The organism is Mesorhizobium sp. P170090 (genome assembly GCF_057786115.1).
This window is the reverse complement of sequence record NZ_JBYNWH010000001.1, coordinates 5752065-5765957: the sequence shown is the minus strand read 5'-3', so window position 1 is coordinate 5765957 and position 13893 is coordinate 5752065. Positions and strand designations below refer to the sequence as shown.

The following is a 13893-nucleotide window of genomic DNA, read 5'->3' as shown; positions in this document are numbered from 1 at the left end:
GCGGCGACAGTGCGCGTCGGAACCATGGAAGTCAATTTTGCCGTTGCGCCTTTGCGCTATTTAATATAGCAAATTGAAAAAATAACTAGTCAGGGAGGAGACGTGCTGCACTCGGGCACACAAAGCGAAGCCGACGCTGCGGTGGTGCGGGCTGTTCCTGTTGCCCTGGTTCAGGCGACGAAGGCTTTCGGCGGCACGATTGCGCTCAAGGACGCCTCCTTCGAATTGCGCTCCGGCGAGGTGCTGGCGCTGCTTGGCGAAAACGGCGCCGGCAAGAGCACCTGCGTGAAGCTTCTGGCCGGTGTGCATTCTCCCACCAGCGGTCATGTCGAGGTTGACGGCAAATCAGCCGTCTTCCATTCGCCGCATGACGCGCAGGCGGCCGGCATTGCGGTCATGCACCAGCATCCTGGCCTGTTTCCCGATCTGTCGGTGGCGGAGAACATCTATCTCGGCCACATGCCGCGCGACCGCTTTGGCGGCATCGACAATGCCGCCATGCTGGCCGGCGCCCGCAAGGTGCTGGCGACCGTCGGCCTCCGCGTTCCGGCGGCAACGCGGCTGGGAACACTGCGCACCTCAGAACAGCAACTGGTCGAGATTGCCCGGGCGCTATCGCTGGATGCGCGCGTGCTGGTCATGGACGAACCGACGGCGGCGCTGTCGCAGCGCGAGGTCGAGCGGCTGTTTTCCGTCGTTGCCGATCTCAGGCTGCACGGCGTGGCGATGATGTTCGTCGGCCACCGTATGGACGAGATCTTCCGCATCGCCGACCGCATCGCGGTGCTGCGCGACGGGCGCCTGATCGGCGTCAAGCCGAAGGCCGAGCTTGGCCGTGCTGCCGCCATCAGCATGATGGTCGGGCGTGAAGTCACCGACCTCTATCCCGAACGGCGCCATGCCTCAAGCGCGCTGGTGCTGGAGGGGAAGGGACTTTCGCGCGCCGGCGGCTTTACCGGCATCGACCTCAAGCTTCACGCAGGTGAGGTGCTCGGCCTTGGCGGTCTGGTCGGCAGCGGACGCACCGAGATTGCGCGCGTGCTGTTCGGTATCGACCGGCCCGACGCCGGCGAAATCCTGATCGACGGCAAGCCCGTGCAGTTCGCCTCGGCGCGCGACGCCATGGATGCGCGCATCGCCTATGTGTCGGAAGATCGCATGGGCCAGAGCCTGGTGATGGATTTCTCCATCCTCGACAATGCGGTGCTACCTGTTCTCGACAAGGCCGCACAACGCGGTCTCTACGGCACCGACCGCGCCATCGGTCTGGTAGCGGACTGGCTGAAGCGCATGAAGCTGCGCTTTTCCGGTTATGGGCAGCCGGTGAAAGAGTTATCCGGCGGCAACCAGCAGAAGGTGGTGCTGGCCAAATGGCTGCGCACCGAGCCGCGCGTGCTCATCCTCGACGAGCCGACGCAAGGCATCGATGTCGGTACCAAGGCGGAAGTGCATGCAATGATTGCTGACCTTGCCGCGCAAGGCATGGCGATCCTGCTGATCTCGTCAGAGATGCCCGAACTGATCGGCATGTGCGACCGCATTATCGTGCTGCGCGAAGGCCGCCAGACTGCCGAGTTTTCGCGCGGGCAAGCCACGCAGGAAAAAGTACTGGAAGCGGCGACCAGGACCGATGAACGTGCCGGCCAGGCAGCGCAGATAGAACGCGCCGCCGAGGAGGAAAAGGCAAAAGAACCGTTCGATTTTCTGAAGCGGCGGGAATTCGGCCTGCTTGCGGCAATGCTCGCCGTCGCCATTCCGGTCACCATCATCAACCCGCGCATGGTGAGCGCGGCGAACCTCACCGCTGTGTCGATGGACGCGGCCTTGCTGATTGTCGCCGCACTGGCGCAGATGCTGGTGCTGATCACCCGCAACATCGACCTGTCGATCGCAGCTGTGATCGGCCTCTCCGCCTATATGGCGGCCAGCATGGTTCAGGCCTATCCCGGATTGGACATCGGCATCGGCCTGATCACCGCCTGCGCGGTCGGCGGCTTTGCCGGACTGCTCAACGGCCTTGTCGTTACCAGGGGAAAGATCCCGGCCATCGTCGTGACGCTGGCTTCGATGTCGATCATCCGCGGTTTCAACTCGATCTGGGCGGCGGGCGACCAGGTCAGCGCCGACGAAGTCACGCAAGCCTGGCTCGACATGACCGGGCTGAAGATCGCAGGCGTGCCGCTGATCGTCATCATCGCTATTGTCATCCTGTGCGCCGGCTATGTGCTGCTCTATCGCACCGCAACCGGGCGCGAGCTGTTTGCCACCGGTTCCAACCCGGACGGCGCAAGGCTGATCGGCATTCCGGTCGACCGGCGCATCCTGCTGGCCTTCGGCATGGCCGGCCTGCTAGGCGGCCTGTGCGGCGCCCTGTGGGCTTCGCGCTACGCCACCATCGATGCCCGCGTCGCGCTCGGCTTCGAACTCACGGTGATCGCCTCTGCGGTGGTCGGCGGCGTCGCCATCCGCGGCGGCTCGGGCACGCTGCTCGGCATCATCCTTGGCGCGCTCACGCTCTTGGTCATCAAGAACGGGCTGACGCTGGTGCGCGTCGACCCGCTCTGGCTGCAGGGCGTCTATGGCCTGGTGATCCTGGTTGCCATCGGCATCGACACCTTCATCGCGCGGCGTGCCGAACAGGCAAGACAGGCGAGGGCGAGATGAGAAAGTTTATCCGCTCGATCGACTTCTGGGATCTGCTGCTGGCGACCGCCTGCCTCGCTGTCTTCGTCTATGCGGCGGTCTTCGTGCCGAATTTCGTCTCCGGCTTCAACCTCTCGCAATTGGCCGCAAGCGCCTCGGAAAAGGCGTTGCTGATCCTGCCGATGACGCTGCTCATCATCACCCGTGAGATCGACCTGTCGATCGCCTCGGTGCTGGCGTTGACATCCGTGATTTTTGGCCTGCTTGTCCAGGCTGGCGTGCCGACGCTGGCCGCCATTCCGCTGACGCTCGTCTTCGGCGGCCTGCTCGGCGCCTTCAACGGCTATCTGGTGTCGGGCCTCGGGTTGCAGTCGCTGGTGGTGACGCTCGGCACCATGGCGCTCTATCGGGGCATTGGCTACATCCTGCTCGGCACCGGTTCGGTCAACATATTGCCGCCGGCGGTCGTCGATTTCGGCATCAGCAATCTGCCGGGCACACAAATCCCGTGGACCATCGTGCCGTTCCTGCTGCTGGCGCCGATCTTCGCGGTGGTGCTGCAGAAGACGCCGACCGGCAAGCGCATCTATGCGCTCGGCGGCAGCCCCGAAGTGGCGCGTTATTCCGGCATCGATACGCGCAAAATGGTGCTGAAGCTGTTCGTCGTTTCGGGCATGGTCGCAGCCATCGCCGGCATCGTCTATACCGCGCGCCTCTCCAACGCCCGCGCCAACAATGCGCTCGGCATGGAGCTCGATGTCATCACCATCGTGCTGCTCGGCGGCGTCAGCGTCTTCGGTGGTAAGGGGCGGCTCACGGGGGTCATGCTGGCGCTGCTGTTGATCGCCATCATCCGAAATGTGCTGGCGCTCAACCAGATCGGCGGCGACGCTCAAGGCATGATCATCGGCCTGCTTCTGATCGGCTCGCTGCTGGTCGGCAATTACTGGCGCTCCCTGGAGGAGCGGCTGTCAAGATCGCGCGTCCTGCGCGAAACCAAGGGGTGATCTCGGGCCCCTTTCTTCAAGCCCGAATTCTGACGGAGGAGACACAATGAAAGCGTTTAGAATAGCCCTGCTCGCATCCGCGGTTCTGCTTGCGCCGGCCTCGCTGGCCTACAGCCAGGAATGCGCCAAGGAACCGGTGACCGTCGGCTTCCTGCCCAAGCTCGACACCGATCCCTACTTCAAGGTGGCTTTCGGCGGCGCCGAAGAGGCGGCGAAGGAAATTGGCGGCACCGCCACCCAGGTCGCCCCGTCGCAGGCGACGGCCGAGGCACAGATCGAATTCATCAACAGCCTTGTGTCGCAGAAGGTCGGCGTCATCGCTATCGCCGGCAACGACGCCAATGCCGTTGCGCCTGCGCTGAAGCGCGCCGTTCAGCAAGGCGTCCGGGTGATCTCGTACGATTCCGACGTCGCGGCCGATGCGCGCGCGGTGTTCGTGAACCAGGTGAAGGGCGACAGTCTGGCCGAAATGATGCTGGAAAGCGCATTCAACCTCAGCGGCGGCGAAGGCGAGTTCGCCATCCTGTCGTCGACGCCGACGGCGACCAACCAGAACGCCTGGATCGACTTCATGAAGGCGAAGATGGCGGCAGAGCCGAAATACGCCAAGATGAAACTGGTGCAGGTCGCCTATGGCGAGGAGAGCGAGCAGGTCAACCAGCAGCAGGCCTTGGCGCTGGTGCAGGCGTTTCCGGATCTCAAGGTGATCATCGTGCCGGCAGGCATAGGCCTTCCGGCGGCCGCGCGCGCACTCGAGGAAGCCGGTATGATCGGCAAGGTCAAGCTGACCGGCCTTGCGCCGGCCACTTTGATTTCGAAATACATCAAGGATGGCGCTGCCCAGGATATCTGGTGGAATGTCACCGATCTCGGCTACCTGACCTATCAGGCGGCCCAGGCGCTGGCGCAGTGCAAGATCACCGGCAAGGAAGGTGAGAAGTTCACGGCAGGCAGGCTCGGCGAGTACACGATCGGCGCCAGCGGCGAACTGATCCTCGGCCCGGCCAAGATCGTGACGCCGGAAAACCTGGCCGAGTTCAAGTTCTAAGCCTCCCAAGGCCCGGCGGGCGCCGGTTCAAGCCGGCGCCCGCTCAGTCGAAAAGCGTGAGGGCGACGATGAAACTCTTGCTGGCAGGCGAGACCTTCGCGGCGACGACGTCGGTCGCTGTCGGCGGCGACGTTCTGACAAGTGCGACATGGGTGAATGGCGCGACGGCCTTCAATGCCGCACTTGCGGCAGAGGGCATAGCGGTGACGCAGATCGGTGGCGATCGCTGCGCGGCCGAATTTCCGTATGACCTCGACGCGCTGGCCGAATACCAGGCGGTGGTGATCTCCGATGTCGGCGCGCTGACCTTGCTGGTCACGCCGGAGGCCCGCGCCGGGCGCATTGGCGTCAACCGCCTCGAGGTCCTCAAGGCCTATGTCGAAAGCGGCGGCGGGCTGATGCTGGCCGGAGGCTATATGGGGTTCCAAGGCATGTTCGGCACGGCGCGTTTCCACGACACCCCGGTCGAGGACGTGCTGCCCGTGCGCTGCCTGCCATTCTCGGACGGGCTGGAAGTGCCGCAAGGCCTGCAGCCGTCGATCCTTCAGGCGTCGCATCCGATCCTTGCCGGTGTCGCGGGTCCGTTGCCGCCGATCCTCGGCATGAACAAACTCGATTTCAGGCGCGACGGCTCGTCCCAGCTTCTGGCGACCTGCCAGTATCGCGGCACGGACTGGCCGCTGCTTGCGGTTCGTGAGCATGGCCGTGGCCGCACCGTCGCGTGGGCGACCGACATCGGCCCACACTGGCTGTCGCAGGATTTTTTGGGATGGCCGCTCTACGGCATATTGATGGCCAACATCATGCGCTGGCTGGCCGGCAAGGATTAAGCCTGGCGTGTTTGTAGGGCAGCTAGTCCGGCTTGCTGCTCAACGCTTCGCGCAGCGCCTGGATCCGCCGATTCAAGGCATCGAGATCAGCCATCGTCATGCCCGAGCGTTCGATCAGGGTTTCGTTGAGGCAGTTGCACTGGACGAGCAGCGCGCGGCCGGCAGGCGTCAGGTCGACCTGCACTTGGCGCTCGTCCGTCTGGCTGCGCTGGCGGGTGACGAGACCGGCCTGTTCCATGCGCTTCAACAGCGGCGTGATGGTGCTCGATTCCAAAGCGAGCCTGTGCGCAATCGAGCCGACCGACATCCCGCCGGCTTCGGCAAGTGCGTTCAGCACGAGATATTGCGGATAGGTGATGCCCATCTCGTCCAGCATGGGCTTGTAGGTGCGATTGATTGCCATGCTGGTGGCGTAAAGCGTGAAGCAGAGCTGGTTGTCCAACGGGAGAGGCACGAGGCATTCCTTTGCCGACTGAGCACATCAATATGTACCACGAAAAATGATATCGCGATATATTTTTCTGTAGACAAGGATTTGGACCTGCGCTAGTCTTATGGTTATCGCGATATTGATTATCGCGGAAGCAATCAATGGAGAGCGAGATGACCAAGCCCGGCAGCAGCACGATCACCACCAAGGACGGCACCGAAATTTTCTACAAGGATTGGGGAACGGGACAACCCATCGTCTTCCATCACGGCTGGCCGCTGAGCAGCGACGACTGGGACGCCCAGATGCTGTTCTTCCTGTCCAAGGGCTACCGCGTCATTGCCCATGACCGGCGCGGCCATGGCCGCTCGACCCAGACCGATACCGGCAACGAGATGGATACGTATGCCGCCGATGTCGCGGAACTTGCGGCGCATCTCGACCTCAGAGACGCCATCCATGTCGGCCATTCCACCGGTGGCGGCGAAGTGGCCCGTTATGTCGCGAAGTACGGCTCCGGTGGCCGTGTCGCCAAGGCCGCATTGCTCGGCGCGGTGCCGCCGATCATGCTGAAGACGGCGGCCAATCCGGGTGGCCTGCCGATCGAGGTGTTCGATGGTTTCCGCTCCGCCCAGGCAGCCAACCGCGCCCAGTTTTTCCACGATGTTGCGGCCGGCCCGTTCTACGGCTTCAACCGCCCCGGCGCCCAGGTGTCGCAGGCTGTCGTCGAGAATTGGTGGCGCCAGGGCATGATGGGCGGCACCAAGGCGCATTACGATTGCATCAAGGCGTTCTCGGAAACCGACTTCACCGACGATCTGAAGGCCATCGAGGTGCCGGTGCTGGTGATGCATGGCGACGACGACCAGATCGTTCCGATCGCCGACTCCGCGCTGCTGGCTGTCAAGCTGCTCAAAAAGGGCGAGCTCAAGGTCTACAAGGGCTTCCCGCACGGCATGGCGACGACCCATGCCGATGTCATCAATGCCGACCTGCTGGCGTTCTTCAAGGCGTAGAATCGTTCAGTTGAATAGACATCGTCCAGTTGGATAGGCAAGGCACCCGCCGCCGGGCGGGTGCATTTGCTTTCGTCGAAATGTCAGCGGGACAGTGCCTATTTATCGAGAAAACCAGTGATCAGTTTGACGGTGTCGTCGGGGTTTTCCTCCATGATCCAGTGTCCGGAAGCGGGCACGATGCCGCCCGTGACATCGGTCGCAACAAGCCGCAGGAGATCGGCCTGCGTGGTGCCGGCGGATTTTTCACCGCCGACAGCCAGCACCGGCATGGTCAGTTTGCCGCCGGCGGCAAGCATCGCCTGGTTGTCGATCGCGTCCTGGTCAAACGCCTTGAACTGCTCGAAAGCGTCATGCATCGCATGCGGGCGGGCATAGAGTCTGGCGTAGTGCTTGCGCGTGGCCTCGTCGATCTTCTTGGGGTCTGCCGACAGTTCGTTGTAGAAGCGATCGAGATAGATGCGCTCGCGCCCTGCGACCAGCCGCTCCATATCCGGGCCGCGGAAGTTGAAGTGCCAAAGCAGCGGGCTTTGCTTGATCTTTTCCCAATCGCCGATGCCGGGCAGCGGCGCATCGATGATGACCCATTTGGTGATGCGCTTGGGATACTGAGCGGCGAGCGCATAGCCGACCATGTTGCCGATGTCGTGGGTGACGAGATCTGCCTTGTCGATCTTCAGGGCATCCAACACGCCGGCGATGTCGACGGCCTGGTTCTTCTTGGCGTAGCCCGCTTCCGGGTGGGCCGACAGACCCATGCCGCGCAGGTCCGGCACGATGACGGTGTGGTCCTTTGCGAGGGCGATGGCCGCGGCGCCCCACATGTCTCCGGTATCGGCAAAGCCGTGCAGCAGCACGACGGCGGGACCCTTGCCGCCAACGCGCACATAGAGTTTGGTGCCGTTGGTTCCGACGGACTGCGTCTTGAAACCCGGCGGAAAGGGAACGATGCGTGCCGTCGCCGGCAAGGTAACAAGAAGCACACCCAATACGGCCAATACGATCTTGCGCATGTCATCCCCCAGAGACGTCGAAGGCCCCAAGCCTTCGTTGATGACTATCTCTAGCAGGCTTTTCAACCAGCGCATGGTGAAAGAATCACAGAGGGCGCAGCAATGCCGCGCCCTGCGTCAAATCCGCAAAATCGACCGGTTTTATCTGGCCGCCGCTTGCGCCTTCCTGGCTTCCTTCATGTTGGGCAGGAACACCGTCAGCAGGCCGAGCAGCGGCAGATACGAGCAGATCTGGAAGACGAAATCGATGCCCTTCATGTCGGCGACGACGCCGAGCACGGCGGCTGCAATGCCGCCCATGCCGAAGGCGAAGCCGAAGAAGATCCCGGCGATGGTGCCGACACGTCCCGGCACCAACTCCTGCGCAAACACGACGATGTTGGAGAAGGCCGAGGACAGGATCAGGCCGATCAGCACCGTCAGCACCATCGTCCATTCGAAATTGGCGTAGGGCAGCGCCAGCGTGAACGGCAGCACGCCGACGATCGAGAACCAGATCATCGCCTTCTGGCCGTAGCGGTCGCCGAACGGTCCGCCGAGCAGGATGCCCAGCGCCGAGGCGCCGAGGAACAGGAACAGCATGACCTGGCTCATCTGCACCGACACGCCGAACTTATGGATGGAATAAAAGGTGTAGTAGCTGGAGAGCGAGGCGATGTAGGCGTTCTTGGTCAGCACCAGCAGCGTCAGCACCGCCAGCGCTCCCATCACCTTCTTGCGCGGGAAGGGGGAGACGAAGCTTGCCGCCTTGCGATTGCCCTGCGCGGCGCGCATCCGGCTGTACCAGCCGCCGACCCGCGACAAAACGATGATGCCGATCAGAGACCCGACGGCGAACCATGAAATGCTGGTCTGGCCGAAGGGCACAACGATGAAGGCAGCGAGCAGCGGCCCCATCGACTGGCCGAAATTGCCGCCGACCTGGAACAAAGATTGCGCCAGGCCAAAGCGGCCGCCGGAGGCAAAGCGGGCAATGCGCGAGGATTCCGGATGGAAGATCGCCGAGCCGATTCCGATCAGCGAGGCGCCGACCAGAAGCAGCGCATAGTGGCCGGCATAGGCCAGAACGATCAGGCCAATCAGCGAGGACGCCATGCCGTAGGGCAGCGAATAGGGCATTGGCCGCTTGTCGGTGATCATGCCGATGACCGGCTGCAGCAGCGACGCCGTGACCTGGAAGGTGAAGGTCAGAAGACCGATCTGCCAGAAATCGAGACCGTAATTCTCTTTCAGCAGCGGATAGATCGCCGGCAGCAGCGATTGCATGATGTCGTTGATGCCGTGGCAAAAGCTCACCGCCAGAATGACGGTGAAGGCGGTCGCCTGGGCTGAAGGGAGGCTGGCGCTTGGCTGCGGTGCAATGCTGGTGGCTGTCGTATCGGTCAAGGCAGGCTCCGAGGTCTTTTTGGCGGGTGTTTGCCCGCGGGCAGGCTTGGCGGCCGCTCCCGCGGACCGCCTTAAGGACGCTCGTCTGAAGCGCTTGGGCGACGCCCCTGCGGAGCGCCTTGGGGATGGCTGCCTTATAAGCCGCTTGCGAGGCGACTTCTTTCGTGGTTTGGTCCAATAGTTTCGCAAGTGGGCCATAGCCGATGCCACATGGCAGGGACATCTTCCGCGCCGGCAATGCCGATCTCGGCCGATTGCACGAAAGCCGCTGGCAGTGGCTGGAGGAGGTTTCCGGGCCGGCGGTGGCTTTGCCGACCGAATATCCGGACGGTTACCTCGTGCCGCAACACCGCCACAGCCGCAGCCAACTGCTGCATGCGCTGGTCGGTGTCGTGCTGGTGACGACCAGGTACGGGCGCTGGATGGTGCCGCCCGACCACGCAATGTGGATACCGGCCGGCACCGAGCATTCTGTCGAAATGCTGGGCGACGTCTCGATGCGCTCGGTCTATGTCATGCCGGGCGCTATCCCCGGCCTGCCGGAAGGCTTGCGTGTCGTCGGCGTCACCGAGCTGATGCACAGCCTGATCGTAGAATCGGAAAAGCTGCCGCAAGGTGGCGAACTGGAAGGCCGCGGCGGGTTGATCATGAACCTCTTGCTGCACGAGATCCCGACCTTGCCGGAACGGCCGCTCGGCCTGCCGTTCCCGTCTGATCCCAGGCTGGCGGCGCTCTGCCGACGCTTCGTGGCGGCACCGTCGCCGCATGCCACGATCGACGAGTGGGCCGATGCCGCGGGGATGAGCCGGCGCTCCTTCACCCGCGCCTTCCAGCGCCAGACCGGACTGTCCTTGTCGACTTGGCGCCAGCAGGCCTGCCTGTTTGCGGCACTTCCCAGGCTCGCCGATGGCGAGCCGATCACCAGGGTGGCGCTCGACCTCGGTTATGACAGCGTGCCGGCATTCATAACCATGTTCAAGCGCATGCTCGGGGCCTCGCCGCGCGGCTATATGCGCGGCGCCCGCGACGAAGGCATGCGGCGGGCTCAGCCTCGACTTGAGGCCCCGGCGCCGTAGCGCCAGGAAAAAGCCCGCAGCACTTTGTCGTAGGCCCTAGTCCAGCTGAACGCCGCTGGCCTTGACGATCGGTTCCCATTTGGCGAGTTCGGCCTTCACATGCGCTCCAAGCTCTTCCGGGGTGGAGGCCACTATCGAGGCGCTGAACTGGGCCATGCGGGCGATCACATCAGGGTCTTTCAGGGCTTCAACTGCCGCCTTCTGAAGAACGGCGACGACCTCCGGCGGCGTGCCTGCGGGCGCGAACAGAGCGTTCCAGCTGTAGGTTTCATAGCCGGGAATGGTTTCGGCAATGGCCGGTATGTCGGGGAAGGAGGGAACGCGCTCCTTGGTGGTGACGCCAAGCGCTCTCAGCGTCCCGCTCTTGATATGGCCCGATGAAGAGGGGAGGTTGTCGAACATCATCGGCACCTGATTGCCGATAACGTCGTTCAAGGCCGGTCCGGCGCCCTTGTAGGGAATGTGCTGCATACTGACGCCGGCCATCGTCTTGAAAAGCTCGCCGGAGAGATGCAGCGGGGTGCCATTGCCTGATGAGGCGTAGGCATATTTGTCCGGGTCCTTCTTCAGCATCTCGATCAGTTCCTTGACGTCCTTGGCGGGGAATTCAGGGTTTACGACCAGGACGTTTGGCACCAGCACGAGCAACGATATCGGCGCAAAATCCTTCTCCGCGTCGTAGGGCTTTGTCTTCAGGATCAGCGGGTTGAGCGCGTGGGTTGCGACCGTGCCCATCAGGATCGTGTAGCCGTCCGGTTCGGCTCGGGCGACCTGGGCAGCGCCGATGCTGCCCCCGGCGCCGCCGACATTTTCGACGACAATCTGCTGGCCCAGCTTTTCGGACATCTTGTTGGCGACTAGGCGCGCGACCAGATCCGTCGAGCCACCGGCGGAAAAGGGGACAACCATGGTGATGGTCCGGTCCGGAAAATCGGCGGCCCAAGCCGCCGGTGCTGAAAGGGTGGCTGCGATGGAAACCGCGAGCCCGAGCAAAGTCCTACGCCGCATCTGCTACTCCTCCGTTGATTGGAGGGGCAGTATGGCCATGGTGAACTCCTCGCACAATGCAACCATGGACTGACTGCCCGCCTCAGGAGATCGGGCTTGACACCGATGCTTCGGTTGGCGTGCGCGAGAACGCCTCACCCCTCAGTTCAATCAGCCTTGGTCCAGCTGAAAACAAGCCATTTGTATCGTGACGTCTCTTCAGGCTCGGCCGTGTAGGTCATCTGCATGTCGCCGCCCTCGGCGTAGATGTCGAGCCTGGGCGCCGTGTCCAGTTCGAGCCACAGGGATTCGTTCTTGAACGACCATGTCCCGCACCAGACGCAAGGCCCCGATGCCGGGTCACCCGGTTGGTGAAAATCGTAGCGGCCGTCCGCCGTGATCTCCAGATAGTCGAAGGCGCCATAAAAGGCGGTCACAGTCTGCTGAAATTCTGTCGCAGCCGCTTCCTGGTCGGGCTTCGCCGGCTCTTTCAGATCACGCGGTGGCCGGATTGCGGACCCTGCGATGCTCCATTTGCCGATGAAATCCTTTTCGGTGGGAAGATATTCCGTTTGCGCCTGCGCGGTCGAAACCGGAGCGATTGTCGGCGCATAGGCCGCGCTCGCGATGCCGATTGCGAGAAGCATTCCTGCGATGCCTGCAGCCTTGATTCGATTGCGCATCAGTTGCGCTCCTTTCACGACGGTTTGGGGCAGATTCCAAAACGAGATTACCCCCGAGCTAGGCCCGTGGGCACGCTTTTGGGCAACATGGATTAATCGAACAGGCTCGACACGGACTCTTCGGTCGCTGTGCGCGAAATCGCCTCGCCCATCAGGTCGGCGATGGAGATGACGCGGATATTCGGGGCGTCGAGCACGCCTTGCGTCGGCTGGATGGAATCGGTGATCACCAGTTCCTGCAGCTTCGAGCCGCTGATCCGGGCGACCGCACCGCCCGACAGCACGCCGTGGGTGATATAGGCGGTGACGCTGGTAGCGCCGTTGGCGAGCAGCGCATCGGCGGCGTTGCACAGCGTGCCGCCGGAATCGACGATGTCGTCGATCAGCAGGCAATCCTTGCCGGCGACCGCGCCGATGATGTTCATCACTTCGGATTCACCGGGACGTTCGCGGCGCTTGTCGACGATGGCCAGTTGTGCGTCGAAGCGTTTGGCGAGCGCGCGGGCGCGCACCACGCCGCCAATATCGGGCGAGACGACGACGACATTGGCAAGCTGTTTGTATTTTGCCTTCACGTCGCGGGCCATCACCGGCACCGAGAACAGATTGTCGGTCGGAATGTCGAAAAAACCCTGGATCTGGCCGGCATGGAGGTCGAGCGTCAAAACGCGGTCGACGCCAGCGCGGGTGATCATGTTGGCGACCAGCTTGGCCGAGATCGGTGTGCGGCCCGAGGCCCGGCGATCCTGCCTGGCGTAACCGAAATAGGGGATGACCGCGGTGATGCGCTTGGCCGAGGAGCGCATGAAGGCATCGATCATGATGAGCAGTTCCATCAGATGATCGTTGGTCGGGAACGAGGTCGACTGCAGGATGAAGACATCCTCGCCGCGCACGTTTTCCTGGATTTCGACGAAGATTTCCTGATCGGCGAAGCGTCTGACGCTGGCCTTGCCCAGCGGGACATTGAGATAGCGGGCGACCGCTTCGGCCAGCACCCGGTTGGAATTGCCCGCGAAAAGCTTCATGCACCGTTCCTGGCGAAGGATGGGGAGGTCCTCTTAATCGGGCTTGTAGCGAGCCGTGCCGGTATTGCAAGCCTCGTTGACGGGAATCCGCCGGCTAATCTCAAAAACGTCAACAGTGAACGGAAGCCGGTAACAGGCGGATCAGCCGGCGCTGCCGCCGAGCCAGGCCGCGAACTGGTCGATCGTCTGGTCGGCGATCGCCTGCATGGTAGCGGGTGCAACCGCGGGCCAGCCTTCGGCGGCATTGACCGAGGGCGCCTTCTGCTGGCCATTGATGCGGTGTAGACGGTTGCCAGCGGGGTCATAGACGTCCCAGACATAGATAACGGTGGTATCCTTGCCTTCCGTCATGGTCGAGAAGTAGCCCTTCAGCACATGGGTGGCGGCCTGGTCGGCGCTGCCGGCAAGGGTGATGCCGCGCTGCTTGGCGCGTGTCTGCAGTTCGGCCGTCAGCGGCGTTGCCGCTTCCACGGAGGCGCCGACGATCGGCGCGATCTGCAGCCGGGTCTTCGACAAAGCGGCGGCGCTCTGCGCGGGGTTGGCGGGTGTCGTGGCGCCGACGGCCGGCGCTGGTGTGGCGGCGGGCGCGATGCCCGGGGCAGCCAAGGGCTGAGCCGGTTGGGCCGAGGCTGCCGGCGGCGTGATGGCGGACGGCTCAAGGACGTCCTTGGCATTGGTGCAAGCGGCCAGCACAAGCGCTGCGAGCAATGACACGGTCGTCACATGCGATCGTCTCATCTGCCCGA

Annotated in this window: 13 protein-coding genes; 6 read left to right on the top strand and 7 right to left on the bottom strand. The window is 63.1% G+C overall.

Going from position 1 to position 13893, the window contains the following annotated elements; translation table 11 throughout:
- The first annotated feature begins 102 nt into the window (after positions 1–102).
- From AC3EML_RS27835 to AC3EML_RS27820, 4 genes are all read left to right on the top strand, one after another.
- Positions 103–2664 (top strand): ATP-binding cassette domain-containing protein, encoded by a 2562-nt coding sequence (locus AC3EML_RS27835; protein WP_352521349.1) that lies wholly within the window; start codon positions 103–105, stop codon positions 2662–2664.
- Positions 2661–3650 carry an ABC transporter permease gene (locus tag AC3EML_RS27830; RefSeq protein ID WP_352521348.1) on the top strand — a complete coding sequence of 330 codons (990 nt, stop codon included), beginning with the start codon at positions 2661–2663 and terminating at the stop codon, positions 3648–3650. The genes AC3EML_RS27835 and AC3EML_RS27830 overlap by 4 nt, the downstream gene beginning before the upstream one ends.
- Before the next feature lie 46 nt (positions 3651–3696).
- Positions 3697–4698, top strand: a complete 1002-nt coding sequence (locus tag AC3EML_RS27825) for a rhamnose ABC transporter substrate-binding protein (protein ID WP_023701576.1) — start codon at positions 3697–3699, stop codon at positions 4696–4698.
- Positions 4699–4766: 68 nt separating this feature from the next.
- Complete coding sequence (locus tag AC3EML_RS27820) at positions 4767–5528, top strand: glutamine amidotransferase (protein WP_352521347.1); 762 nt, start codon at positions 4767–4769, stop codon at positions 5526–5528.
- 22 nt (positions 5529–5550) lie between these two features.
- On the opposite strand, the gene AC3EML_RS27815 is transcribed toward AC3EML_RS27820, so the two are convergent.
- Positions 5551–5982 (bottom strand): MarR family winged helix-turn-helix transcriptional regulator, encoded by a 432-nt coding sequence (locus AC3EML_RS27815; protein ID WP_023828119.1) that lies wholly within the window; start codon positions 5980–5982, stop codon positions 5551–5553.
- A gap of 149 nt (positions 5983–6131) precedes the next feature.
- Between AC3EML_RS27815 and AC3EML_RS27810 the strand changes: the two genes are divergently transcribed.
- Positions 6132–6974 carry an alpha/beta fold hydrolase gene (locus AC3EML_RS27810; protein WP_155923731.1) on the top strand — a complete coding sequence of 281 codons (843 nt, stop codon included), beginning with the start codon at positions 6132–6134 and terminating at the stop codon, positions 6972–6974.
- Between the two features lie 98 nt (positions 6975–7072).
- Here the strand turns inward: AC3EML_RS27810 and AC3EML_RS27805 are convergent, their stop codons facing one another.
- Positions 7073–7987 carry an alpha/beta fold hydrolase gene (locus AC3EML_RS27805; protein ID WP_352497571.1) on the bottom strand — a complete coding sequence of 305 codons (915 nt, stop codon included), beginning with the start codon at positions 7985–7987 and terminating at the stop codon, positions 7073–7075.
- Positions 7988–8128: 141 nt separating this feature from the next.
- Positions 8129–9373 carry an MFS transporter gene (locus AC3EML_RS27800; protein WP_023670046.1) on the bottom strand — a complete coding sequence of 415 codons (1245 nt, stop codon included), beginning with the start codon at positions 9371–9373 and terminating at the stop codon, positions 8129–8131.
- A 203-nt stretch (positions 9374–9576) separates the two neighbouring features.
- Between AC3EML_RS27800 and AC3EML_RS27795 the strand changes: the two genes are divergently transcribed.
- Entirely contained in the window at positions 9577–10449 is an 873-nt protein-coding gene (locus AC3EML_RS27795; RefSeq protein ID WP_023711149.1) for an AraC family transcriptional regulator, read from the top strand.
- A 36-nt stretch (positions 10450–10485) separates the two neighbouring features.
- Here the strand turns inward: AC3EML_RS27795 and AC3EML_RS27790 are convergent, their stop codons facing one another.
- From AC3EML_RS27790 to AC3EML_RS27775, 4 genes are all read right to left on the bottom strand, one after another.
- On the bottom strand, positions 10486–11457 hold the full coding sequence (locus AC3EML_RS27790; RefSeq protein ID WP_023691573.1) for a Bug family tripartite tricarboxylate transporter substrate binding protein: 972 nt from the start codon (positions 11455–11457) through the stop codon (positions 10486–10488).
- A gap of 146 nt (positions 11458–11603) precedes the next feature.
- The gene (locus AC3EML_RS27785; RefSeq protein WP_352521346.1) at positions 11604–12119 is read right to left on the bottom strand and encodes a hypothetical protein; all 516 of its coding nucleotides are present in this window, start codon (positions 12117–12119) and stop codon (positions 11604–11606) included.
- 92 nt (positions 12120–12211) lie between these two features.
- Entirely contained in the window at positions 12212–13147 is a 936-nt protein-coding gene (locus tag AC3EML_RS27780) for a ribose-phosphate pyrophosphokinase (RefSeq protein ID WP_023686119.1), read from the bottom strand.
- Positions 13148–13288: 141 nt separating this feature from the next.
- Positions 13289–13885, bottom strand: coding sequence for a hypothetical protein (locus AC3EML_RS27775; RefSeq protein WP_023686118.1), 597 nt, complete (start codon positions 13883–13885; stop codon positions 13289–13291).
- Positions 13886–13893 lie beyond the last annotated feature (8 nt).